The sequence below is a fragment of the Ensifer sp. GW101-20A05 genome, from assembly GCF_059424735.1.
In genome coordinates this window covers 178,104-201,643 of record NZ_JBWKZT010000006.1, presented here as the reverse complement: position 1 = coordinate 201,643, position 23,540 = coordinate 178,104, and the positions used below count along the sequence as shown (strand labels likewise).

General features: G+C 62.2%; 20 protein-coding genes and 1 pseudogene. 6 read left to right on the top strand and 15 right to left on the bottom strand.

The features are described from left to right. The first annotated feature begins 231 nt into the window (after positions 1 to 231). Positions 232 to 1,119: a UTP--glucose-1-phosphate uridylyltransferase GalU gene (gene galU / locus AC070A_RS17465; RefSeq protein ID WP_112996739.1), complete on the top strand. Its 888-nt coding sequence runs from the start codon at positions 232 to 234 to the stop codon at positions 1,117 to 1,119. 115 nt (positions 1,120 to 1,234) lie between these two features. On the opposite strand, the gene AC070A_RS17460 is transcribed toward galU, so the two are convergent. The 8 genes from AC070A_RS17460 to AC070A_RS17425 all read right to left on the bottom strand — a co-directional run bounded on the left by AC070A_RS17460 (position 1,235) and on the right by AC070A_RS17425 (position 10,076). Then, the gene (locus AC070A_RS17460) at positions 1,235 to 2,680 is read right to left on the bottom strand and encodes an outer membrane beta-barrel protein (RefSeq protein ID WP_112996738.1); all 1,446 of its coding nucleotides are present in this window, start codon (positions 2,678 to 2,680) and stop codon (positions 1,235 to 1,237) included. Between the two features lie 110 nt (positions 2,681 to 2,790). Further along, positions 2,791 to 3,249 (bottom strand): NfeD family protein, encoded by a 459-nt coding sequence (locus tag AC070A_RS17455; RefSeq protein WP_058325221.1) that lies wholly within the window; start codon positions 3,247 to 3,249, stop codon positions 2,791 to 2,793. 3 nt (positions 3,250 to 3,252) lie between these two features. Further along, entirely contained in the window at positions 3,253 to 4,251 is a 999-nt protein-coding gene (locus AC070A_RS17450; RefSeq protein ID WP_058325912.1) for an SPFH domain-containing protein, read from the bottom strand. Between the two features lie 200 nt (positions 4,252 to 4,451). Then, complete coding sequence (hemH, locus tag AC070A_RS17445; protein WP_112996737.1) at positions 4,452 to 5,489, bottom strand: ferrochelatase; 1,038 nt, start codon at positions 5,487 to 5,489, stop codon at positions 4,452 to 4,454. A 116-nt stretch (positions 5,490 to 5,605) separates the two neighbouring features. Beyond that, positions 5,606 to 7,492, bottom strand: a complete 1,887-nt coding sequence (locus tag AC070A_RS17440) for a 5'-nucleotidase C-terminal domain-containing protein (protein WP_112996736.1) — start codon at positions 7,490 to 7,492, stop codon at positions 5,606 to 5,608. Between the two features lie 228 nt (positions 7,493 to 7,720). Continuing rightward, positions 7,721 to 8,089: an outer membrane lipoprotein Omp10 gene (gene omp10 / locus AC070A_RS17435; RefSeq protein WP_112996735.1), complete on the bottom strand. Its 369-nt coding sequence runs from the start codon at positions 8,087 to 8,089 to the stop codon at positions 7,721 to 7,723. A 167-nt stretch (positions 8,090 to 8,256) separates the two neighbouring features. After that, positions 8,257 to 9,708 (bottom strand): homospermidine synthase, encoded by a 1,452-nt coding sequence (locus tag AC070A_RS17430; protein WP_057254637.1) that lies wholly within the window; start codon positions 9,706 to 9,708, stop codon positions 8,257 to 8,259. 227 nt (positions 9,709 to 9,935) lie between these two features. After that, positions 9,936 to 10,076, bottom strand: a complete 141-nt coding sequence (locus AC070A_RS17425) for a hypothetical protein (RefSeq protein WP_373419820.1) — start codon at positions 10,074 to 10,076, stop codon at positions 9,936 to 9,938. A 152-nt stretch (positions 10,077 to 10,228) separates the two neighbouring features. On the opposite strand from AC070A_RS17425, the gene AC070A_RS17420 reads away from it, so the two are divergent. Beyond that, on the top strand, positions 10,229 to 11,179 hold the full coding sequence (locus tag AC070A_RS17420) for a GGDEF domain-containing protein (RefSeq protein WP_057254638.1): 951 nt from the start codon (positions 10,229 to 10,231) through the stop codon (positions 11,177 to 11,179). Here AC070A_RS17420 and AC070A_RS17415 read toward each other — a convergent pair. From AC070A_RS17415 to AC070A_RS17405, 3 genes and pseudogenes are all read right to left on the bottom strand, one after another. After that, positions 11,144 to 11,776: an aminotransferase class IV family protein gene (locus AC070A_RS17415; RefSeq protein ID WP_110879136.1), complete on the bottom strand. Its 633-nt coding sequence runs from the start codon at positions 11,774 to 11,776 to the stop codon at positions 11,144 to 11,146. The genes AC070A_RS17420 and AC070A_RS17415 overlap by 36 nt on opposite strands. A gap of 62 nt (positions 11,777 to 11,838) precedes the next feature. Beyond that, positions 11,839 to 12,990, bottom strand: a pseudogene (locus AC070A_RS17410) (aminodeoxychorismate synthase component I); the annotation flags it as partial. A 45-nt stretch (positions 12,991 to 13,035) separates the two neighbouring features. Further along, positions 13,036 to 14,895, bottom strand: a complete 1,860-nt coding sequence (locus AC070A_RS17405) for a M3 family oligoendopeptidase (RefSeq protein WP_110879134.1) — start codon at positions 14,893 to 14,895, stop codon at positions 13,036 to 13,038. Positions 14,896 to 15,084: 189 nt separating this feature from the next. Between AC070A_RS17405 and AC070A_RS17400 the strand changes: the two genes are divergently transcribed. Both AC070A_RS17400 and AC070A_RS17395 read left to right on the top strand, forming a co-directional pair. Continuing rightward, complete coding sequence (locus tag AC070A_RS17400; RefSeq protein WP_057254642.1) at positions 15,085 to 16,629, top strand: sigma-54-dependent transcriptional regulator; 1,545 nt, start codon at positions 15,085 to 15,087, stop codon at positions 16,627 to 16,629. Between the two features lie 180 nt (positions 16,630 to 16,809). Continuing rightward, positions 16,810 to 18,669 carry a peptidoglycan L,D-endopeptidase MepK gene (locus AC070A_RS17395; protein ID WP_110879133.1) on the top strand — a complete coding sequence of 620 codons (1,860 nt, stop codon included), beginning with the start codon at positions 16,810 to 16,812 and terminating at the stop codon, positions 18,667 to 18,669. Between the two features lie 160 nt (positions 18,670 to 18,829). On the opposite strand, the gene AC070A_RS17390 is transcribed toward AC070A_RS17395, so the two are convergent. The 3 genes from AC070A_RS17390 to AC070A_RS17380 form a co-directional block, all read right to left on the bottom strand. Beyond that, on the bottom strand, positions 18,830 to 19,093 hold the full coding sequence (locus tag AC070A_RS17390; protein ID WP_057254644.1) for a DUF2312 domain-containing protein: 264 nt from the start codon (positions 19,091 to 19,093) through the stop codon (positions 18,830 to 18,832). A 126-nt stretch (positions 19,094 to 19,219) separates the two neighbouring features. Further along, the gene (locus AC070A_RS17385) at positions 19,220 to 19,525 is read right to left on the bottom strand and encodes a DUF1244 domain-containing protein (RefSeq protein WP_057254645.1); all 306 of its coding nucleotides are present in this window, start codon (positions 19,523 to 19,525) and stop codon (positions 19,220 to 19,222) included. A 45-nt stretch (positions 19,526 to 19,570) separates the two neighbouring features. Continuing rightward, a complete protein-coding gene (locus AC070A_RS17380; protein ID WP_113737104.1) occupies positions 19,571 to 20,359 on the bottom strand; it encodes an N-formylglutamate amidohydrolase in 789 nt (262 codons plus the stop codon). A gap of 193 nt (positions 20,360 to 20,552) precedes the next feature. Here AC070A_RS17380 and AC070A_RS17375 point away from each other — a divergent pair, with 193 nt between their 5' ends. Next, positions 20,553 to 21,029, top strand: coding sequence for a DUF1036 domain-containing protein (locus AC070A_RS17375; protein WP_057254647.1), 477 nt, complete (start codon positions 20,553 to 20,555; stop codon positions 21,027 to 21,029). Continuing rightward, positions 21,029 to 22,468, top strand: coding sequence for a pyruvate kinase (gene pyk / locus AC070A_RS17370; protein ID WP_057254648.1), 1,440 nt, complete (start codon positions 21,029 to 21,031; stop codon positions 22,466 to 22,468). The genes AC070A_RS17375 and pyk overlap by 1 nt, the downstream gene beginning before the upstream one ends. A 27-nt stretch (positions 22,469 to 22,495) precedes the next feature. On the opposite strand, the gene AC070A_RS17365 is transcribed toward pyk, so the two are convergent. Then, positions 22,496 to 23,512, bottom strand: a complete 1,017-nt coding sequence (locus AC070A_RS17365) for an alpha/beta fold hydrolase (protein ID WP_082616139.1) — start codon at positions 23,510 to 23,512, stop codon at positions 22,496 to 22,498. Positions 23,513 to 23,540 lie beyond the last annotated feature (28 nt).

Here is a 23,540-nt window from a genome sequence, read left to right as displayed (position 1 = left end):
CGTGGTCAACAAACCCTTTACCATGAAATTGTGGTGGCGTCTTCCGCTGTAGAAAATGTCAAGCCATGGTCGTGGAGTTCGCATATGCATTTGTTCCGTCGGTTCAGGCTGTGTTCAGCTGACGGCATAGAGATTGCGGCTCCATTACGGAGCGCTGTATGGTTTCAGACGGATTGTAGTCCGGGACCATCCGGTAAGACTTATGAGTGAGTTCCTATCAAGGAGGTATCGATGACCGACAAGCGTAAAGTCCGCAAAGCCGTGTTCCCAGTCGCAGGGCTGGGCACACGTTTCCTGCCGGCTACCAAGGCCGTGCCGAAGGAAATGCTGACGGTGGTGGACAAGCCGGTCATTCAATATGTGGTCGATGAGGCGCTGGAAGCCGGCATCGAGCATCTGATCTTCGTCACGGGCCGCAGCAAGGCGGTGATCGAGGATTATTTCGACATTCAGGTCGAGCTCGATCAGACGCTGCGCGAGCGCAACAAGAAGGCCGAGATCGCCCTGCTCGACAGCATTCTGCCGAAGGCCGGCACGACCAGCTTTACCCGCCAGCAGGCCCCGCTCGGCCTCGGCCACGCGGTCTGGTGCGCCCGTGACCTCGTCGGCAACGAGCCGTTTGCGCTGCTCTTGCCGGACATGATCATGAAGGGCGAAAAGGGCTGCCTCAAGGGCATGGTCGAGCTCTATGAGCAGAGCGGCGGCAACGTCATCGCCGTCGAGGAATGCGCACCCGACCAGGCCCACAAATACGGCATCGTCGGCGTCGGCGACAAGGTGGGCGATGGTTTCAAGATCACCAAGATGGTCGAGAAGCCGGCACCGGGCACAGCCCCGTCCAACTTCTTCATCAACGGCCGCTACATCCTGCAGCCGGAGATCTTCCCGATCCTCGAAAAGCAGGAGCGCGGCGCCGGCAACGAAATCCAGCTGACCGATGGCATGCTCAAGCTCTCCGACAGCCAGCAGTTCGCCGCCTATCACTTCCGTGGCGACACCTATGACTGTGGCGCCAAGGACGGCTTCATCCTGGCAAACGTTGCCTTTGCTCTGGAACGCGGCGACATCCGCCCGAGCGTCGAGGGGCCGCTGAAGAGCCTGCTCCGCAGCCTGAGGTAATTTCGGTTCCACCGAAACGAGAAGGCCGCGTTCCCCGAGGAATGCGGCCTTTTTCATTGGCTGCTGGCAATGAGTGTTGTTACCGCTCTAGCTTTGCCGGCGGCTGACCTTTGGCTCAACGCCGCAGGAGGAGGCCGACGCCGACACGGGTGATGTCGGTCGGATCGCCGACGTCGGGCGTGGTGCGCTCGTAGCTGACGTCGCCGGTCAGCGCCAAGTAGCGGTTGATGTCGTAGGTCAGGCCTGCGCCCGTGCGCCAGGTCGTCTCGTCGGAGGAGCGGGAGTCCGACGGATATTTGCGGATGATCAGAGTGTTGGACAATCGTGCGACCAGATCGGAGCGCATCTGGTGGGTGATGATGTTGGTCAAGGTATAGTCGATCGATCCGGAAACGCCCGCCGTCGTCGACGGATCGAGATCCGTCAAAACCGCGAAGAGCACATCGGTGCCGCGCTGCGGCGACCAGTTGAGGCGGCCGTCGACGGACAGGCCGCTGACGTCTTCGAGCCTGTCATCATCGAAGCGATAGGTCTCGTAGCCGAGGCCGAGCTCACCATAGAGTTTCTCGCCGAGATCGACCTCGATACCGCCGCGTCCGGCATAGGTCTGGTAGGAACGCTCGAAGCCGGACGTGTCCTCGCGCAGGTCGTAAAGCGACTTGCCGACGGAGGCTTCGAGGAACGGAATCAGCGCCGGCGACAGTTCGTAGCCGACGCGGGCAATCAAGTTTCCGGTGTTGCGGTTGCGGTCCTTCTCGGACAGTGTCGTGCCGTTTTCGAGTTCGACATCGCCATAGGTTTGGCGGTCGAAATCGATTCCGACCGAACCGCGGATCAGACCGAAATCGCGCTCGATGGCGGCACCGAGGCGGTAGGTGTTGACCGCCGACTGGGTCTTGGCGTTCGAAATCGCGTTCGGGTCGTCGGCGTCTTCTCGGTAGAAACTGTATCCGGCCCGGAGTCGTGCGATCGTTTCGTCCCAGAGATCGAGGCGCAGTTCCGCGTCTACATCGGCGCGCGGCTCTTCCTCCCCTTCGCCTGAGATGTTGTTTTGCAGGATGCCTTCGCCGGTGACGGTCAACTGGTGACGCGACCAGTCGGAGGTCAGGGTGCCGCGGATGCCGGTTTCGAGATAGCCGCGGTTCGTCTTGGTGTCACCGTCGTTGCGCCATTCATGGTTGATGGTCTCGCTGACGCTGGGGCGCAGCGTGAAGGTCCCGATGCGAACGCCCGGCGTGGTACGATACCCCTCCGTATCGGTTCGAAGCCTCAGGCCATCGATCGTCGGCTCCCGCTGGTTGAGGCGGAGGAAATCCTCGTTCTGCGCCGGCGGAAGATCGTCGCCGCTGACGGCGCCGGTGGTTTGCGGATCGGCGATTGCGGGCGTGGTGGCCGGGACTGTTGCCGGGGTGGTGGCGACGCCATAGGAGGTCGTCGGGGCCGTGGCCGTTTGCGCGCGCAATGACGATGGTGCGAACAGGGCAGTGCCGGCCAATAGCAACGCCAGCGAGGTCGAACGCCGCGCGTCTCCTTTGGTCGAGCGAGATGAGCCTGGCACCATATGCCGTTTGTCCACGAAGCCTGATTGCAATCCTTTCGCAATCGTAAAGCGACGTGGTTAAGCAATCGTTTCCAAATGGGAAAAACGTCGTGGCATCAGCCGCTTGCCGATCAGGCGCTTTCGACGGTCAGGTTTCGGCCATGGCTGGAAACGACGCGGACCCGGGTGCCGGCCGGCAGGTCCGGCCCCTCGATGATCCAGAACGTATCGTCGAGCCGGATGCGGCCGCGGCCCTCAGCGATCGGTTTCTCCAGCACCGCGGTACGACCGACGAGACTTTCCGCTCTCTGGTTCAGCAAGGGTTCGTCGCTGGTTTCGGCTGAGGACAGAACGAAGCGGCGGCCGAGCAGCACAGCGACCACCGAGAGGACGGCGAAGAGGACGAACTGAACCTGCCACATCCAGAAGCCGGTCTCCCAGAGCATAAGGGAGAGCATTCCGATAATGAGCGCGGCGATGCCGATCCAGATCAGGAACACGCCGGGTGCCACGAGTTCGGCTGCCAGCAGCACGAAGCCGAGAACCCACCAGCTCCAGGGACCGAGTTCTTGAATGGCGCGTTCGATCATCGCCTATTTCCCTTGCGAGGGATCTGCCGGGAAGGCGGGCGTGGTCCGAGGAGTCGATGGGCGCGGGCGTGTCGCCGGTGCCGTCTGTCCATCGCCAAAAACCTCCTTGGCGATGGCGCCGATACCGCCGAGTGAGCCGATCAGTGCGGAGGCTTCCATCGGCATCAGCACGATCTTCTGGTTGTTGGCGGTGCCGATCGAGGCGAGCGCCTCGGTGTATTTCTGCGCGACGAAGTAGTTGATCGCCTGGATGTCGCCGGCGGCAATCGCGGCAGAGACCATCTGCGTCGCCTTGGCTTCGGCCTCGGCCAGACGTTCGCGGGCCTCCGCATCGCGGAAGGCCGCTTCGCGCTGGCCCTCGGCCTGGAGGATCGCCGACTGCTTGGCGCCCTCGGCGCGCAGGATCTGCGCGTTTCTCGAGCCTTCCGCTTCCAATACCTGGGCGCGCTTTTCGCGTTCGGCCTTCATCTGTCTTGCCATGGCGTCGACAAGGTCCTTCGGCGGTGCGATATCCTTGATCTCGATGCGGGTGATCTTGATGCCCCAGGGGTTGGCGGCCTCGTCGACGACATGCAGCAATCGGTCGTTGATCGTATCGCGATTGGAAAGCAGTTCGTCGAGATCCATCGAGCCCATGACCGAGCGGATATTGGTCATCGTCAGGTTGAGGATGGCGTTTTCCAGGTTGGCGACCTGATAGGCGGCCTGCGCTGCGTTCAGCACCTGGTAGAAGGCGACGGCGTCGGCCGAGACGCTGGCATTGTCCTTGGTGATGACCTCCTGAGTCGGAACGTCGAGCACCTGCTCCATCACGTTCATCTTGGCGCCGATCCGGTCGATGAAGGGCACGATCAGGTTCAGACCTGGCTCCAGCGTCTTCGTGTAACGACCGAAGCGCTCGATGGTGTAGCGGTAGCCCTGCGGCACCGTCTTGATCCCCATGAAGAGGACCAGGATGATGAGAACCACGAAACCGACGACGACGATATCCAACCCGCCCAAGAGATGCCCCCTAAATTTGCAATCCCGACCCGAGACAGCACTTTAGCGCAATAGTTGTCGGTCCGGAATCGGTTTCCGCGGATTGCGCATAGATTCAAAATGTTAGGGACGCGCACTCGCCGGTGAGCGCGTGCGTGTTCCATTCATCCAGAAGTGGTGATCGGGGCACCGTTTTCAAGCGGCGCGGCAAGGAATGGGAGCTAGAGCCAGCCGGCGAGTTCGCGGCGCACGACGTGTTCGAGGACCGCCATGCCTTCGGCGCTGTCGTTGAGACAGGGAATGTGGGTGAACTTGTCGCCGCCATTGTGGTGGAAGCTCTCGGCCGCCTGCTCGGCGATCTCCTCCAGCGTTTCCAGACAGTCGGACACGAAACCGGGATTGATGACGGCAATACGCTTGACGCCTTCCTGTGCGAGTTTCTCGACCGTCTTGTCGGTGTAGGGCTGCAGCCATTCCTCGGGCCCGAAGCGCGACTGGAAGGTGACCTGCAGCTTCTCCTTGGACCAGCCGAGCTTTTCGCGCAGCAGCCGCGCGGTCTTCTGGCATTGGCAATAATAGGGGTCGCCCTTGTCGAAATAGCTCTTCGGAATCCCGTGGAAGGAGGTCAGAACCACTTCCGGTTCCCAGTCGAGCGTCGCCAGATGGCGCTCGATCGAGGTCGCGAGCGCGTCGATATAGACCGGATCGTCGTGGTAGGGCGGAACCGTGCGCAGCGCCGGTTGCCAGCGCATCTTCAAAAGCGCCTCGAAGGCCTTGTCGTTGACGGTGGCGGTCGTGGCTGCCGCATATTGCGGATAGAGCGGGAAGACGAGGATGCGTTCGCAACCGGCCCTCTGCAGCGCTTCCATGCGCGAGGCGATCGAGGGCTGGCCGTAGCGCATGCCCCAGTCGACGATCACATCAGGGCGATCGGCGAACGTTTTGGCCATCAGTTGCGCCTGGTTGCGGGTGTAGGTCCTGAGGTAGCTTTCGTTCAGCTCCTTGTTCCAGATCGTCTCATAGGCCTTGCCCACCTTGCCGGGACGGGTGTTGAGCACGATGCCGAACAGGATCGGGTACCAGAACAGCCGCGACCATTCGATCACCCGGCGGTCCGTCAGGAACTCCTTCAGGTAGCGGCGCATCGAGGTATAGTCGGTGCCGTCGGGCGTGCCGAGATTGACCAGCAGAATGCCGACCTTTCCGGATTTGACGGAAGGGTGGTCGGCAGGGGCGGTCACGTCAAGCTGTTCGGTCATCTCGGTCCTCGTCGGTCCCGTTCAATCGGGACACTGCTTTCGGTTTCAAATCCTTCTAAAAAGAAAAGCCGGCGCGGGGAAGCCCGCGCCGGCTCTGAAAGTAGAGGCAAATTGTCTTACTTTGCCGGAATTTCCAGTTCCGTGCCGACATGCAGCGCGCGCGGCGCCGGCTTGCCGTTGGCTTCGGAGATCTTCTTCCACAGCGAGCCTTCGCCGTAGAACGACTTGGCGAGGTCCCAGAGCGTATCGCCCTTGGCGATCACGTGCTTCTGCGGGCCGCTTGCCGCGGGCGCTGATGCATCGCCGGAGGTTGCTGCCGGCTGGGTTGCCGTGGTGTCGGTGCCCGTCGCCGGCTTCGTTTCCGTCGCCGGTTCTGCCGGTGCAGCACCTGCAGCCGAAGCGACCTCGGTGATGCGGCCATCGGTATAGGGCTTGAACGGCTGGTGGGCAGCGAGATAGTCGGCGAGCACGGTTTCGAGGCCCGGACCGTAGTCGTAGGCGTTTTCACCCTTCTCCTTGAAGACGTCGTAGCCGTCGCCGCCATTGCGCATGTAGTTGTTGGTGACCAGCGAATAGGTCTTGGCCGGATCGAGGGCGACGTAGCCTTCGCCTTCCTTTACCTCGACCGAGACGACACGGCTGCCGACCGGCTTCGTCTTGTCGAAGGAGAACTTCATGCCCGCCACCTGCGGGAAGCGACCGCCGCCTTCCTCGAGCTTGCTGAGGCCGTTTTCCAGCGCTTCACGGATGCCGTCGCCCTTGATCTGGAAGGTCGCGACGGTGTTCTGGAACGGCAGAACGGTGATCGCTTCGCCCATCGAAACGTCGCCGGCGTCGATCGAGGCGCGCAGGCCGCCGCCGTTGGTGATGGCGATGGTGACACCCTGGCCCTTGACGCGGTCGAGCATGGCGTCGGTGAGCAGGCTGCCCATTTCGCATTCCTTGGTGCGGCAATTCTCACGAGAGCCGTCGATCGGCGCTTCGGTCTTGGCGATGATCTTCGAGCGCAATTCCTCGATCGGTTTGCCGAGTTCGGCGACGCGCGCCAGCACGGCCTCATCCGGCTTGACGGACGAGTCGACCAGGATCGGATCGCCCTTGGCGGCTTTGACGACGCCCTTGTCGTCGAAGGTGACGACGAGATCGCCGAGATACTTGGTGTAGGATGCGGCCTGGACGACCGGAACCTTGTAGCCACCGGGATTGTCGACCATCGTCGGGTAAGGACCCTCGGCTTTCGGGTCGGTGTTGGACAAGAGGCTGTGCGAGTGGCCGCCGACGACGATATCGACGTCCGGGATCTTGGCAATCGCTGCGAGATCGCGCGGATAGCCGACATGGGTCAGCGCAATAATCTTGTCGACGCCCTGCTTCTTCAGTTCTTCGACGGCGGCCGTGGTGGTGGCAACGTCATCGCCGATCAGGATGTCTGGGCCGGGCGAGGACAGTTCCGGCGTGTCGTTGGCGACGGCGCCGACGATGCCAACCTTCTGGCCGCCGACGTCGAGCACGATCGACGGCTTGATGCGGTCGCCGATCTTCGACTTGTGGCTCGGCAGGACGTTGGCGGTGACGACAGGGAAGGTAATCTTATCGAGGAAGCCGGCCAGGCCGTCTTCGCTCTCGTCGAATTCGTGGTTGCCCACGGTCATCGCGTCGAACTTCATCAGGTTGAGGAACTCGGCTTCGGCCAGGCCCTTATAGGTGGTGAAGAACAGCGAGCCCTGGAAATTGTCGCCGGCATTGAGCAGCAGCACGTTCTTGCCGGAGAGTTCCTGGCGCTTCGTGTCGATCAGGGCCTTCAGACGGGCGACGCCGCCGAAGCACTCGTTCTTGCCTTCCTCTTCCGCCGAGCAGGTCGAGTCGAACTTGTTGATCGACTCGATGCGGGAATGGAGGTCGTTGATGTGCAGGATGTTCAGCTCATAATCGGCGAAGGCTGCGCCCGAGGAGAGGGCAAGAATGGACGCGGTCATCAGGCCGGTCCGCATGTGTCTGATCATGATGTTCTCCTGTTTGCCGGTTGTCAGCCGACCGTTTCCGGAGCCGTCAAGACGGAACCGTTCCCCACGGTCGGAGTGGCTTTGCCGGGCCGGATGTTTTCATCACTTGAAGGTGACTTCAAGCGCTAAAACCAAGCTCGCTTTGTCAATTTATAACGAGGTTAAGCTGCGATCCTGCAACAAAAAAAGCCCCCGATCGGGGGCTTCGATACTTGCGTATGCGCTGTTTTAGCCGCGCCGCGTCAGCGAGAACTGCGCGCCGGCATCGGTGGTGCAATTGAGCTGGTTCTGCGTGACCAGGGCGCAAGCGACCTTGGACTGGGTATTGCGCACGAGCGAGGTCATGTTGATCTCGACGAGCGTCGGGCTCGTCTTGACGTAGTTGCCCGAAGCAAGCAGCTGGTTGGTGTCGGTCGTGCGGGTCGAGAAGGTGCCGCCCGCAAAAGTCGAGACGATGCCGTTCGGGTCCACCCAGGAGCCTTCGACGCCGGTCGCCTGGCGCGACGGCCCGCCCTCATCGATGATCCGGGGCGACGACTGGCAGGACGCCAAGGCCGCAGCGGTTGCGATTAGGGTCAGAACTGCGAATGGCTTCATAGGCGATTTCCCCCGCATTGGGCCGAGCGGACTGTTTCATTCCGGCATGACCATGCCGCGATCATGAGTTGAAAGCAAGAGCGGCAGGGGGCGGCCGGCGCCCGCACAGATGAAAAGGCCCGGGACACGGTCGTGCCCCGGGCCGGATGACGTTTTACGTCAAAAGCTTAGCGAACGAGGATGTTCTTGAACTGCCAGGGATCCTTGGTGTCGATGTCTTCCGGGAACAGGCCCGGACGACCGTCGAGCGGGGTCCAGTCGGTGTAGTGGCCTTCAACCGGACCGAGATAGGGAAGCTGTACTTCCAGGCAGCGCTTGTAGTCCATCTCGTCGGCTTCGACGATGCCGGCCTTCGGGTTTTCAATCGCCCAGACCATGCCGGCGAGAACCGCAGAGGTTACCTGCATGCCGGTGGCGTTCTGGTAGGGAGCGATGCGGCGGGTCTCTTCCAGAGACAGGCGCGAGCCGAACCAATAGGCATTCTTGTCGTGGCCGTAGAGCAGGACGCCCAGTTCGTCGAGGCCCTCAACCAGTTCCTTCTCGTCGAGAACGTGATGGACCGGCTGGGCGTTGCCGCCGTTGCCGAACATCTCGTGCAGCGACAGGACCGCGTCGTTGGCCGGATGGTAGGCGTAGTGGCAGGTCGGACGGTACGTCACTTCGCCGTCCTTATCGCGAACGGTGAAGAAGTCCGAGATCGAGATCGCCTCGTTGTGGGTGACAAGGAAGCCGTACTGCGGGCCAGGCGTCGGGCACCAGGTGCGTACGCGGGTGTTGGCGCCCGGCTGCTCCAGGTAGATCGCAGCCTTGCAGCCCTTCTTGTGCTTCTTGGCGTTCTTCGGCATCCAGTTTTCATGGGTGCCCCAGCCGAGTTCGGCCGGCTGCAGACCTTCGGAGATGAAGCCCTCGACCGACCACGTGTTCCAGAACACGTCGAGCGGCTTCGGCTTCTTCGTCAGCTGCGTGTCGCGCTCGGCAATGTGCACGCCCTTGACGCCGACCTTCTTCATCAGCTTCGCCCAGCCTTCGCGGTCGTCCTGATGCGGCTCTTCAAACTTCACGCCGAGGTCGTTGGCGAGGTTCAAGAGGCCCTGCTTGACGAACCAGGAGACCATGCCGGGGTTGGCGCCGCAGGTGGAAACGGCCGTGGTGCCGCCCGGGTTCTTTTCCTTTTCCTTGCGAACGGTTTCGCGCAGCGCATAGTTGGTGCGCTCGGAATTGTCCATTTCGGCGTCGAAATAGAAACCGAGCCACGGCTCAACGACCGTGTCGATGTAGAGAACGTCGAGCTTGCGGCACATCTTGATCAGGTCGAGCGAGCCGGTATCGACCGACAGGTTGACGCAGAAGCCCTGGCCTTCGCCTTCGGTGAGCAGCGGCTTCAGCAGTTCCTTGTAGTTGTCCTTCGTCACATGAGCGCGAACGTGACGTACGCCATGCCGTTCGAAAATCTCGTTGTCGGCGGCGTCCTCACGGGGTTCGACCACGATCAACCGGTTCTTGTCGTATTTGAAGTGGCGCTCGATCAGCGGCAGGGTGCCGCGACCGATCGAACCGAAACCGATCATGACGATCGGACCGGTGATCTCGCCGTAAACCGGGTAGGTGGTATCTGCCATTTTTGTCTTACTCCTGAGGAAACTTTCCTGTGACGGTGGGTGACTAAGCATGAGGAAGCGGCTGGTGCCGCTGTTCCAGCTTGACGGGTGTGCCGCAGCGGCTTCGGTGCCGAATGCGGCACGCGGGCGCTGTAGAGCATAGATCGCTGTCACAATAAAGAGCCGGCGGGTCAACCGCTATCTGAGATAGTGCTTAACCGGCGATCGAAAGCAGGGCCGCGACTGCCTCACGCTTCCGCAAGAAGGCACTTCTTTTCTGAGAGATAGTGCTGTAGCTGTTCGTCAGGCTCGATCCAGCGATCGGGATCGAGCTGGGCAAGGCCGATGGTGAGGGGCTTGGAGGAACCGTCGTAGGGCGTATGCTTCATGCACTTCGGCCGGTCCAAGACGGTGATTTAACCATATCCCCATCGTTTCACACGCGTAAACGCTTGTCACAAGCACTTCGTGCTATAGCTTCGTCTGAAGCATCCGCTTCGCGCCATGATTGATATTGTCCGACCCGGAGGCGTGACAGACCGTGACCGGTAGTCATCTCAAGGCTCTTGCGGCCTTACAGAGCAAAACACCCGTACTGATCGCGCTCTACGATCAGCACGATCGATTGCGGTTTGCCAACACGGCATTTCGCGCGGCCTATCACGTCGGTCCAGACGAGAGCCCGACCTGGGCGGAGATCATGCGCCGCAACTACGCGGCCGGTCAGGGGACCGTCCTGAAAACCGACGACGTCAACGCCTGGATTGCCTCGACGGCTCACCGGCGCGGCAAAGTGCCTTTTCGTGCCATGGAAACCGACTTGCATGACGGCCGCTGGCTGTGGATGACGGAGACGGTGGATTCCGACGGCTATATGCTTTGCATTGCCGTCGATGTCACCACTATCCATGCGGGCGAGCGCGAGCTCCGGCAGGACCGCGATTTCGCGCTTCGGGCGGCCCAGGTCGACGAGCTGACCAGTGTGCCCAACCGTCGCTACACGATGGGGCGGTTGACTGAATTCATCGCCAATTGTGCCGAAAATCCGCATATGTGGGGTTGCGTCGCGATCATCGACATCGATTATTTCAAGGCGATCAACGACCGCCACGGGCACCAGCGCGGCGACGAGGTTCTGCTCGACTTCGCGCGTCAAATGCAGGAATTCGTGCGTCGCTCGGATTGCTTCGGCCGGATCGGCGGTGAGGAATTCATGCTCATCCTGCCTGATACCACCATCAGCGAAGGCAATCGCATTCTCGACCGTCTGCTCGAAAGGGTCAGAAGCTCCCGGCCGCTCGAGAATATTCCGGAGTTCTTCTACACCTGTTCGGTCGGGCTCGCGGAATATCGCGATGGCGATTCCGTCAGCGATCTCTATGCGCGCGCCGACCAGGCGCTCTACCTCGCCAAGCGCGATGGGCGGGATCGTGTCAGACGCTACACGCTTCCCGGTTCAGACCAGGAGTCTCACCCGGATCATACCGCGTAGCGAATTGCCGACATAGAGCGTTCCGTTTGTGAGATCCGCCGGCGAAAGGCGCGCTACCCGCGCGCGTCGTTGGCAGATGAGTTCGGTACGAAGCACACCGGCGAGCAGGCCGCAGGCGATCGGCGGTGTCTTCAGGACACCGCTACCGTCGTCGAGGAAAACCGAGGTGATCGTGCCTTCGCAGACCTCGCCCTTCTCGTTGAGCAGAAGAACCTCGTCAGCCTCGCTCGCTGCATATTCGCTGCGGGCCGTTTCATAGGCCGCCCGGCGGCTGGTCTTGTAGCGCAGCAGCGGATCGCGCGAGTTGAGCCGGGTGGCGGCGATCCGCACCCGCCAGATCGTATCGTCCGACAACGGTACGAACGGTGCGGTCTTTACCTCGATGCGTCCGTCCGGGAAAAGCTCGAGCCGTACACGGTGTGCGAGCTTGTCGTCGCCGCTCTTCACCGCGGCCAGCAAGGCCGCTTCTGCCCCTTCCGCTCCGGAAAAACCGAGACGTCGCGCCGATCGCTTCAGCCGCGCCAGATGCAGGCGCGATCGGACGAAGCCGTTTTCGGGCTCGTAGCGCAGCGTTTCGATCAGCGAAAAGCCCGTCATCGCGCGATCTCGTCATCGCCCAGCGCGACCCTGTCGTCGCCCAGCGCAATCTTGTCGCCGAGCGCGATCTTTTCGTCGCCAATGGCGAAGCGGGCCTTCAGCAGGCATTCGTCATATTCGGATTGGGCGTTGCTGTCGAAGACGATGCCGCCGCCGACATTGAAGATAGCCTCGCCGTTGGGGAAAAGCGAAATCGTGCGGATGGCGACGCTGAAGCGCATGATCCCGCTCGGGGCGATGAAGCCGATGGCGCCGCAATAGGCGTCGCGCGGTCCGTCTTCCAGATCGTGCAGGATTTCCATGGCCCGCATCTTCGGCGCGCCGGTGATCGAGCCGCAGGGGAACAGGGCGGCGAAGATGTCCTCGATACTGATCTCGGGCAAGAGCTTTGCCCGAACATGGCTCACCATCTGGTGCACGGTCGGGTAGGTCTCGATTTCGAAGAGCTTGGGGACGCTGAGTGTGCCGACTTCGGTGATACGCGAGATGTCGTTGCGCAGGAGATCGACGATCATCCGGTTTTCTGCCTGGGTCTTTTCGTCGGCGCGCATGGTCGCGATGATCTCGGCGTCTTCGGTCGCAGAGGCGCCGCGCTTGGCCGTACCCTTCATCGGGTGCGTCTCGATCCAGCCGTCCGCATCAACGCGGAAGAAGAGCTCCGGCGAACGCGACAGGAGGACCGGCCCGTCAAGCGCAACCAGCGCCCCATATTTCACCGGCTGGCGGTCGATCAGCGACCAGAAGGCGGCGCGCGGATCGCCAGACCAGCGGGCACGGATCGGCATCGTCAGGTTGGCCTGGTAGCAATCACCCTGGCGCAGATGCTGGTGCAGACGATCGAAGCGCTCGCGGTAGGTGCCGAAGTCCCAGCCGGCGCGCGGCTCAGCGAGGAAAGGCTCGTTCTCGATCCGGCGCTGCGGCTCGGCGAGAGGGTGGTCTTCAGCGGGCGCATCGAAGATGCCGAAGGACATCAGCGGCGTTTCGCGGCCCTCCTCGGCAAACCTTGTGAGTTTCTGCTCGAAGAGGTGGCCGGCCTCGTAGGCCATGAAGCCGGCGAGCCACTTGCCCGCCTTGTGGGCGCGCTCGAGCTCGGCAAGGCCGCGGGTGAATTCGGCTTTCGTGCGCGCGGTGACGATGCGCGAAGGCTCAGCGAAAACCGTGGTGCGGTTTTCGCTGTCGTCCCGGAACAGCACATAGGGTGCGGTGTCGCTCATAGAGTCGTCTTGTCGATCGCGCCGTGATCCGGACCTGTGCCCGGATCAGGCCTTATCAAGCGCCTCGAGTTCGTCGATGAGCCCTTCGATCATCGACAGTCCCTGTGCCCAGAACGACGGATCGGTGGCATCGAGGCCAAAGGGCGCGAGCAACTCGGAATGGTGCTTGGTGCCGCCGGCCTTCAACAGTTCGAAGTACTTCTCCTGGAAGCCTTTTTCGGCGTTCTGGTAGACGGCGTAGAGCGAGTTCACCAGGCAGTCGCCGAAGGCATAGGCGTAGACGTAGAACGGCGAGTGAATGAAGTGGGGGATATAGGCCCAATAGGTCTCGTAGCCTTCGGAGATGCGGATCGCCGGCCCGAGGCTCTCGTTCTGCACCGACAGCCACAGCTTGCCGATGTCGTCAGCCGTCAGTTCGCCTTCCTTGCGGGCGGTGTGGACCTTGCGCTCAAACTCATAGAAGGCGATCTGGCGCACCACCGTGTTGATCATGTCCTCGACCTTCTGGGAAAGCATGGCCTTGCGCTCGCGCTTGTCCTTCGTCCGGTCGAGCAGCGCGCGGAAGGTCAGCATCTCGCCGAACACGGACGCGGTTTCAGCCAGGGTCAGCGGAGTAGACGCCATCAGCGCGCCCTGTCCCCCGGCCAGCACCTGGTGCACGCCGTGGCCGAGTTCGTGTGCAAGCGTCATGACGTCGCGCGGCTTGCCCATGTAATTGACGAGCACGTAGGGGTGCGCGGATGGTACCGTCGGATGGGCGAAGGCGCCGGGTGCCTTGCCCGGCCGCACCGGCGCGTCGATCCAGCTCTCGTCGAAGAAGCGGCGGGCGATCGCGGCCATTTCCGGATCGAAGGCATTGTAGGCGGAGAGAACCGTGTCCTTGGCTTCGTTCCAGGAAATCAGCGCGTTCGGCGTTTCCGGCAACGGCGCATTGCGATCCCAGAAATCCATCTCCTGCATGCCGAGCCATTTTGCCTTCATCGTGTAGTAGCGATGCGACAGGCGCGGATAGGCGGATTTGACGGCTTCGGCCAGCGCATCGACAACTTCGCGCTCGACGCGGTTCGCCAGATGGCGGCTGTCGGCGATGTCCTGAAAACCGCGCCAGCGGTCGGAGATTTCCTTGTCCTTGGCCAACGTGTTGGTGATCAGCGTGAAGGTGCGGATATTGGCCTTGAAGGTTTCGGCAAGCGCCATCGCCGCCTTCTTGCGGACCTCTGTCGCCGGATCCTGCAACAGGTTCAGGGCGACTTCCAGCGGCAGGGCTTCGCCATCGACGCTGAAGGTGAGGCTCGTCATCGTCTCGTCGAACAGCCGGTTGAAGGCGGCAGCACCCGTCATCGATTTTTCCAGGAAAAGCTGCTCCAGCTTGTCGTCGAGCTGATAGGGCTTGTCCATGCGCAGGTCGGTCAGCCAGGGCCTGTAGTGCGCGGCAAGCGCATCGTTTTCCAGCGCCTTGTCGAGGATCGCGTCATCGATCCGATTGAGCTCCAGCGAGAAGAACAGCAAATGCGCCGACATGTCGGTGAGCTTCGACTGTACGTCGCCATAAAGCTTGCCGTTCTCGGGCTTGGACGTGTCCGAGAAATAGGTGAGGCCGGCAAAGGAAGCGATGCGGCCCATGACATCTTCGAGCGCTTCGAACTCCCGGACGGCGGCGCCGATGCCGTCGTCACCACGCTTCGTCGCGGCCTCGGCCAGCTTGCCCTTCCACTTGGTTTCGAAGGCGGTCGCTTCGGTCTCGGCCTTTTTCAGGTCGTTGCGAAAGGCATCCGATGCGGCCGACGGATAGAGATCTTCGAGCCGCCAGGAGGGCAGGTCGCCGAGATCCGCGGTAGCGCCATGGGATTGCCCGGCGGCGGCGCGGACAGCGGATTGCTCGGGAGCGAAGGGGCGGAAGGTCATCGTCGGATTTCTCTCGTTCGTGACAGGAAGAAGGCAAGCGATATGGGTTCCATTGCTATCGCCGGCAATGGATAAAATGCAAGCATTTCTCAAAACATGATGTTCAGCCCTTTATGGCACAGATGCCTGACGTCATTTGGCACATGAGGTTGGCCAAATAGTACTGCGTGTCCAAAGCAGGAGGCTTCCGTGACATCACATATTCTGGTCATTGATGACGATCCGGTGCAGCGCCGGTTGTTGACGAACATGATCGAGCGTCTCGGCCATGTAGCGCATCTCGCCGACAATGGCCGCAGCGGTCTGGAGCTCCTGGAGCGCAAGGGCGGCATGATCAATGTCATTCTGCTCGACCTGTTGATGCCGGAAATGAACGGGCACGGCTTCCTTGAAGCGCTGGCCGAGCGCGGCGTCGATATGCCTGTCATCGTACAGACCGGCCAGGGCGGCATCGAAACCGTGGTTCACGCGATGCAGGCGGGTGCCTTCGACTTCCTGGTGAAGCCCGTCTCTCCGGAGCGGCTGTCGGTCGCGATCAGCAATGCGCTGAAGATGGCGAGCCGCGACGGCAAGGTCAAAACCTCGCGCCGTCCGCGCGGCGGCGCCGTCGGCTTCGAGGACATCGTTTCGGCAAGCCCGGCGATGATCCGGGTGATCGACCTGGCGCGCCGTGCCGCCCAGTCCAACATTCCGATCGTGCTCGAAGGCGAGTCCGGCGTCGGCAAGGAAATGGTGGCCCGCGCCATCCAGTCGGCGAGCGACCGGGTCGGCAAGCCCTTCGTCACCGTCAATTGTGGCGCGATCCCGCATAACCTGGTCGAGAGCATTCTCTTCGGCCACGAAAAGGGCGCCTTTACCGGCGCGACGGAAAAACACACCGGCAAGTTCGTCGATGCCGACGGCGGCACCCTGTTCCTCGACGAGATCGGCGACCTGCCGCTCGAAGTCCAGGTGAAGCTGTTGCGTGCCGTGCAGCAGGGCGAGATCGAGACGATCGGCGCGCGCCATCCGCACCGGGTCAATGTGCGGCTGATCTCGGCCACCAACAAGGACCTGATCAACGAGGTGCGCGAGGGCCGGTTCCGCGAGGACCTCTATTACCGCCTCAACGTCTTCCCGATCACCATCCCGGCGCTGCGTCGGCGCAAGGAAGACATCCCGGTTCTGGTGCGTTCCTTCGTCGAGCGTTTTGCCGCCGAGCAGCGCCTGCACACACCGCTCGCCATTTCGAGCGGCGCCTTGGCGCTGCTGACTGCCTATGACTGGCCGGGCAACATCCGGCAGCTCGAAAACGCGATCTTCCGGGCTGTTGTGCTTGCCGAAGGCAACGAGCTGACGGTGAAGGATTTTCCGCAGATTGCCACCCAGATTCCGGGCTACGTCGTTTCCGACCGCTCCGGCTTCTCCTGGGGCGAAGCCGGTCCGGAACGGGAAAGCGGGCCGGCGGAACAGGTGCCGAATGTCTATCCGGACTTCGCGAGTGCGGCGAAATCGATGGAAGGCGATGCCGGGCACGACCCGCGGATGGACAACGCGATCGCCAGCGTCGACGAGGGTGGTGACGTCCGTAAGCTCGCCGAAGTGGAAGAGGAACTGATTCGTTTTGCGCTGAAATTCTACCGCGGACAGATGAGCCAGGTGGCTCGCAAGCTCGGCATCGGCCGGTCTACTCTCTACCGCAAGCTGAAGGATTATGGCATCGATCCCGAGAACCCATTGAGGGAGGCGGCATAAAATCGACGCATTCACAATTCATTAGCCCTGCTATTCAGTCACCGCCGTTTAGACCTTGTTAGTGAAGTGTTCACTATATTATAAGGGGCGGTGACGACTGTGGCATATTTGCCATGCTGTCACCTTATTTGACAGTCATCTGAGACAGCGAAGCACGGTTGTCCGTCGGACGGGGATTGAATGCCAAATTTGTTCGGTTTTAAGAAGCCGCTCGGCTCCTTAGCGAGAGTCTGCGCGGCCTTTACCCGTAAGGTGCCGCAGGTTCTTACATCCGTTGCTATTGCGGCTTCCCTCGTGACGCCAGGTTTCGCGCCTCCCGTAGAGGCCGCGGGCCAGACCCGGACACTGAAACTCTATTTCATTCATACCCAGGAAAAGGCGCAGATCACCTTCAAGCGCAATGGCCGTTACGACACCAAGGGCCTGCAGGAGATCAACCGATTCCTTCGCGACTGGCGTCGCAACGAACCGACCAAGATGGACCCGCGCCTGCTCGACCTCGTCTGGGAAGTCTACCAGAAGAGCGGTTCGCGCGATTATATCCACGTCGTCTCGGCCTATCGTTCGCCGGCAACCAACGGCATGCTGCGTTCGCGCTCGAAGGGCGTCGCCAAGAAGAGCCAGCACATGCTCGGCAAGGCGATGGACTTCTACCTTCCCGACGTGAAGCTGAAGACGCTGCGCGAAATCGGCGTGAAGTTCCAGGTGGGTGGTGTCGGCTATTACCCGACCTCCGGCTCGCCTTTCGTTCACATGGATGTTGGCGGCGTTCGCGCCTGGCCGCGCATGAGCCGCGCCGAACTCGCACGCCTCTTCCCTGATGGCAAGACCATGCATCTGCCGTCCGACGGCAAGCCGCTTCCGGGCTATGACCAGGCGGTCGCCGACTACAAACGTCGCGTCGGTGCCTCGGCGATCGAAGTCGCCGGTGGCGGCGCAACCGGTCCTGGCGATAGCGCAAGCGGCAAGCGTCGCGGCAACTTGTTCGCCATGCTCTTTGGCGGTGGCGGCGACGAGGATGAAGAACCCTCGGCGATTGCGGCCGGTCCGGGCGCTGACGATGAAGGCGGCGCTGCGCCCGCCAAGGTACAGACAGCTTCCGCTCCCGCAGCCCAAGAAGCGCTGCCAGGTGTCGCCGGCTCGGTTGCTGCCGAACCGACAGCTGCTGCCACTGCAACAGCCGAACAGAACATCAATGCACCGGTTCCGGCCGTTCGTCCTGCCTTCAAGGATGCGCCGGCCGATGGCGGCGTAGCTGTTGCGCTGGTGGCGCCGCAGAAGAACGCGGCCCAGGATGCGCTTGCTGCTGCCCTGCCGCAGACCACGGAAATGCCGAGCGAATTCGCCGATCTCGGCTCGATGAAGGTGCCGGTGCCGCAGATGCTTGACCGTCGCGACATGAATACGCTTGTCGCTTCGGCCGATCCTTCCGCGGATGTGCAGGCGCTTGGTTTCGTTCCGGTTCCGGCGATGCGACCTGCGGGTGACGCGGCCCTTGCCGCCGTTGCCGATGCGCAGGTCGTGGTTCCATCCTTCGCGGAGCGCCCGGTGGTTGCGTCCACAGAGCCGCCGCGTGACGTTGCCGCCGAGGCTGCGACCCGTGTGGCGCTTGCTGCTCCGACGCCGGCCCAGCGCGAGCCGGTATCGCAACAGCCGATCGAAATGGCGGCCTATGCGCCACAATCGAACACGAACGCCCGTGCGGCTGTCTTCGACGATGCCTTCGATACGCAGGCCGAAGCGCCGGCAAAGGGCGGCCGACCGAAGAAGAACGACGCCGACGCAGCGACCCGCTCGTCGGTCCGCACCGAACCGAAGCTGACCCAGAAGATCATTTCCGAATGGGCGCTGACGACGGGTCGTGTGGCGACGCTTTCCAAGCCGGTCAAGGCGCCGCGCTTCGTCAGCAAGTCGCTCCGCACCGCACCGACCACGGTCTATGCCGCCGGCTTCTCGAACGGCGCTGGCACGGTGGACACGGCCCGCTTCAGCGGCAATGCGGTCAACTTCATGGAAGTGAAGAAGTTCAGCACGAACTGAGCTTCGGCCGAACAGCAGACACGAAAAAGCCCGCCGAACCGGCGGGCTTTTTGATTCTGTATCGTGCTTTCGGGTGCTGTCGTCTCTGGTCGGGTCGGGGGCAGCCTGCTCCCTATCGCTGTCCGGACGAGGCCGCCTGTCGGCGGCCCTGCAAGCCTGCTTATTCTTCGGCGGCTGCCGGCACCATGCCGAGCGCCTGGAGGTAGGTGTCGAGGATCGCTTCCTGTTCCATGCGCTCGTCGTGGTCCTGCTTGCGGATCGAGATGACCTTGCGCAGGATCTTGGTGTCGAAGCCCATGGACTTGGCTTCGCCGTAGACGTCCTTGATGTCGTCCGCGATGGTCTTCTTTTCTTCTTCCAGGCGTTCGATCCGCTCGATGAAAGCGCGAAGCTGATCGCGTGCGACGCCGTGAGCATCCGACATGGTCTTCTCCTTGATACGGGGAATTGATTTTCGTGGGTGCCGTGACGTGCCGAAAACGGCCGCCAAGGTCAAGGGTCAATGCGCAACAACGCGGTCAATTCCGTGGCAAGCGCCGCCGAAACGCCCTTATTCCTTCGGCCTGTTGATCTCGAAGGCTGCCTTCTGCTCGGCGGTCGCTTCCCTTTGATGGAGCTCGCGCCATTCCTCATAGGGCATGCCGTAGATGATCTCGCGCGATTCCTCCTTGGCGAGAGCAACGCCTGCCTCTTCGGCGGCTTCTCGGTACCAGTTGGAAAGACAATTGCGGCAGAAGCCGGCGAGGTTCATCAGGTCGATGTTCTGGACATCGGCGCGTTCGCGCAGATGGGTGACGAGACGGCGAAAGGCGGCTGCCTCGAATGCCGTCTGCTGCTCCGGGGTCAGTTCGGTCATGGACGTTGATCCTCTTCGGTTACTGCGTACTTCCGGACCCAAGCTCTAATAGGCGCCGGTGCGGGAGGCGTGGCGCTCGTAGCGATGCAATTCGGTCATGGCGTTGAGACCCGCAAGGATTGGCGCCAGCCGCTCGGCCCAGCCAGCAACGCCCGTCTCGTCGGCGATCAGGTCCTGGCGCACCTCGATCAGGGCGTGGGGAATGCCCGGCATCATGCAGTGCCGGAACATGGTATCCCCGCGCAGCGCACCGTCATAGGGTTCGTTGTTGCCGACGACGATATCGCCCGACGCCTCTAGTTTCGCGATCAGCGGCAGGACGGCGCGCGGATCGTTGTCCCAGAGGACGGCAGCGTGCCAGGGGCGGGCCACACCCTTCCAGGCCGGTGTGTAGGAGTGGATCGAAATGACCAGCGGTGCCGCGCCATGCGCCTCGGCGCTTCGGCCGATCGTCTCGGAAACGGCGCGATGATAGGGGCGGTGGAACCGGTTCAGCCGGTTCTCCCATTCCTCTGCGCTGATTGGGTGGTTGCCGGGCACGATCGCGCCGTCGGAGATCTTCATGACCAGCGTCGGGTCGTCCTCGCCGCGATTGGGATCGATCAGCAGGCGGGAGAAGCAACCGAGCACGGCCGGCGCATCGAGCATTCGCGAGAGCTGCCGCACCAGTGCCTCGACGCCGATGTCATAGGCGATATGTCGCTCGAACGCCGAGGCCGGCAGGCCGAGGCTGCCGTACTCGGCCGGTAACCGGTTCATCGCGTGGTCGGCAAGCAAAACGAGCCCGGTTGCAGGCTTGGCTTCGATAATCTCATAGGGAGAATAGTGTTGCATGCCGGTCCAGTCTCTTGTCTAGCCTCGTCCTCGCTGATCGCACGCACGCGCGTCAATCGCAAGAAACGCGCAACTGTTTAGCGCAATTTGAACGCAATTTGCCGATTGTAATCGATTAGAGTTACGTTGACTTTCGGGGCTGGCCGTCGCAAGAAAGTGCCACGCAAATCAAAACGGAGTTCCATCGGAAACCGTGTCCAGAAATCCTTTTTCCAAAGCGAAGCCGGGGCTGACGACACTGGGAGGCATCCTCCTGTTTTTCCTGGCAACCTCAAGCTCATTTCTCTTTGCCGATGAAGCGCGCGCCGATTTTCGCGTCTGCAACGGCACGCAAAATCTCGTCGGAGTGGCGATCGGTTACCGGGCCAAGGAAGGCTGGGTAACGGAGGGCTGGTGGCAGGTTCCGGCCACCACCTGCGCGACCCTGATCGAGGGCGAGCTTGAGTCACGATACTATTATCTCTACGCGGAAGATGCGGCCCGCGGCGGCCGCTGGACCGGTGACGTCAACATGTGCGTCGCCGAGAACGAGTTCAAGATCGCGGGCGTTCAGGACTGCTTCGCCCGCGGCTTCCAGCGCATGGGATTCAAGGAATACGACACGGGGCGGCAAGGGAGCTGGATGGTTCAGCTCTCCGAAACGCCCGGCACGCAGGAAAGCCAGAATTGATGAAGCGGAACAGAAAAGTCAAAATCCTCGCCACGCTCGGACCGGCGTCTTCCGATGAGCAGATGATCCAGAAGCTGCACGAGGCCGGGGCTGATCTGTTCCGTATCAACATGAGCCATGCGAGCCACGACGTGATGCGCACGCTGGTTCAGCGCATCCGCACGGTGGAAAGCCACTGTGGTCGGCCGATCGGCATTCTCGCCGATCTTCAGGGCCCGAAGCTGCGCGTCGGCAAGTTCGCAGAAGGCAAGGTGGATCTCAAGGTCGGTCAGACCTTCACGCTCGACAACAAGGACGTGCCCGGCGACAACACACGCGTCTACCTGCCGCACCCGGAAATCCTCGAAGCGGTCAAGCCCGGCCATCGCCTGTTGATCGACGACGGCAAGCTGCATCTGCGCGCTGAGAAGACCGACGGCAAGAGCATCGTGGCCACGGTCGTCGCGGGAACGAAGATTTCGGACCGCAAGGGCGTCAGCCTGCCGGACACGCTGCTCGCGGTCGGTGTTCTGACCGACAAGGACCGGGCTGACCTCGACGCCGTTCTCGCCACCGGCGAGATCGACTGGGTGGCGCTCTCCTTCGTGCAGCGGCCGGAAGACCTGGCCGAAGTCCGCAAGATCGCCCGCGGCCGCGTCGGCCTGATGTCGAAGATCGAGAAGCCGCAGGCACTCGACCGCATTGATGAGATCATCGAGCTTTCGGACGCGCTGATGGTCGCGCGCGGCGACCTCGGCGTCGAAATGCCGCTGGAATCGGTGCCGGGCCTGCAGAAGCAGCTGACGCGCGCATGTCGCCGCGCTGGCAAGCCGGTGGTTGTTGCCACGCAGATGCTGGAATCGATGATCTCCGCACCCGTTCCGACGCGCGCCGAAGTTTCCGACGTTGCGACGGCCGTCTTCGAAGGCGCCGATGCCGTCATGCTGTCGGCAGAATCGGCCTCGGGCGAGTATCCGGTGGAGGCCGTGTCGACCATGGCGTCGATCGCCAGCAACGTCGAGCGCGACCCGCACTATTCCAGCATCATCTACGCGCAGCGCACGCCGCCGGAGGCAACCGGTGCCGACGCGATTTCGCTCGCTGCCCACCAGATCGCCGAGACGCTCCGTCTTGCCGCGATCGTCTGCTACACCTCGTCCGGCACCACCGGTCTTCGCGCCGCCCGCGAACGGCCACAGGTTCCGATCATCGCTCTCTCGCCGATCGTCCAGACGGCACGCCGTCTCTCGGTCGTCTGGGGCCTGCATTGCGTCGTCACCGAGGACGCGACGGACCTCGACGATATGGTCAACCGTGCCTGCCGCATCGTTGCGGCCGAAGGCTTCGGCAAGCCCGGCGAACGCGTCATCATCTCTGCCGGCGTGCCCTTGGGTACGCCTGGCGCCACCAACATGCTGCGCATCGCCTATATCGGTTCGGACGGCATGAGCGGCATCTGATGCAGCCTTGGCAAAGTGCGAATCGGGTCAGACTTGGCCGATGGCTTCGGACGACATGATCAGGCGGGCTTCGGCCCGCCTTTTTATTTGCTCGAGATCCGTCGGCTGGCCCGCCATCTTTTCGAGCGCAGCCACGACCACGTCCGTGACCACATAGTCGGGCTTGTGGCCGAGATTGCCGATCCACAGCAGTTCCGCGCCGGGGATATCGCGCGCCAGCCCGCGGGAATGGATGTCGGCCAGCACGATGCCGTCGCTATCGCCGGTGATGATCACGGTCTGTGCCGTGATCTCGCGGTAGCGGGGTGCCGTCGCGGTCAGATAGGCATGGAGATTGGCTATGTCGCGCGCATTGTTGCGGAAGGTCGCCGGACGCAGCACCAGATGCGGGCCGGTCTTGTCGATGTAGTCGTCGGGCCGCGGATTGGGTGAAAAAATCGAGTGTGTGCCGCCTTCGATGCGGCGCTGCCCCAGGGGCGTCACCAGCGTATGGGCGAAGAGCCAGCCGACGAGGGGGAGCGCCGTGAGGCGATAGTACCATTCGATGCCGCCTGGCCAGGGGTGCGTCGCGGGCGCCAGCAGGATGAGGCCGGCCGTCTTTTCCGGGTGATGCAGGGCGAAGCTCGCAGCGATGGCGCCGCCGAAGGAATGGCCGACGATGACCGCGCGACGGATGCCGCGCTTTTCCATCAGCTTTGCGATCGCCGTCGCCTGGCCGTCCGGAAGGTCGTTTTCCGCTCCGCCCCGCTCGGAGTAGCCGTGACCCGGACGATCGACGAACAGCATCTCGGCGCGGCCATCAAGGGCTGGGGCGAAGGCATGCAACTGATCGAGCAGATTGCCACTGGCGCCATGGATGAAGATGACGGGCAGGAGATCGGCCTGCTCGCCTGCCGGCAGGTGCACGCTGTTCATGCGATAACCGCCGATGTCGATCAGTTCGCCGGCATTCGGAAACCGCCGGGTGAAGGCTCGCGCGTGCCAGAGGCTGTAGGCAATGCCGACGAGCGCTAGTCCAATGAGCAGGAATGTGGCTGGTACCATTGTCTCAATCTGTCTTCCGGCGTCCGTA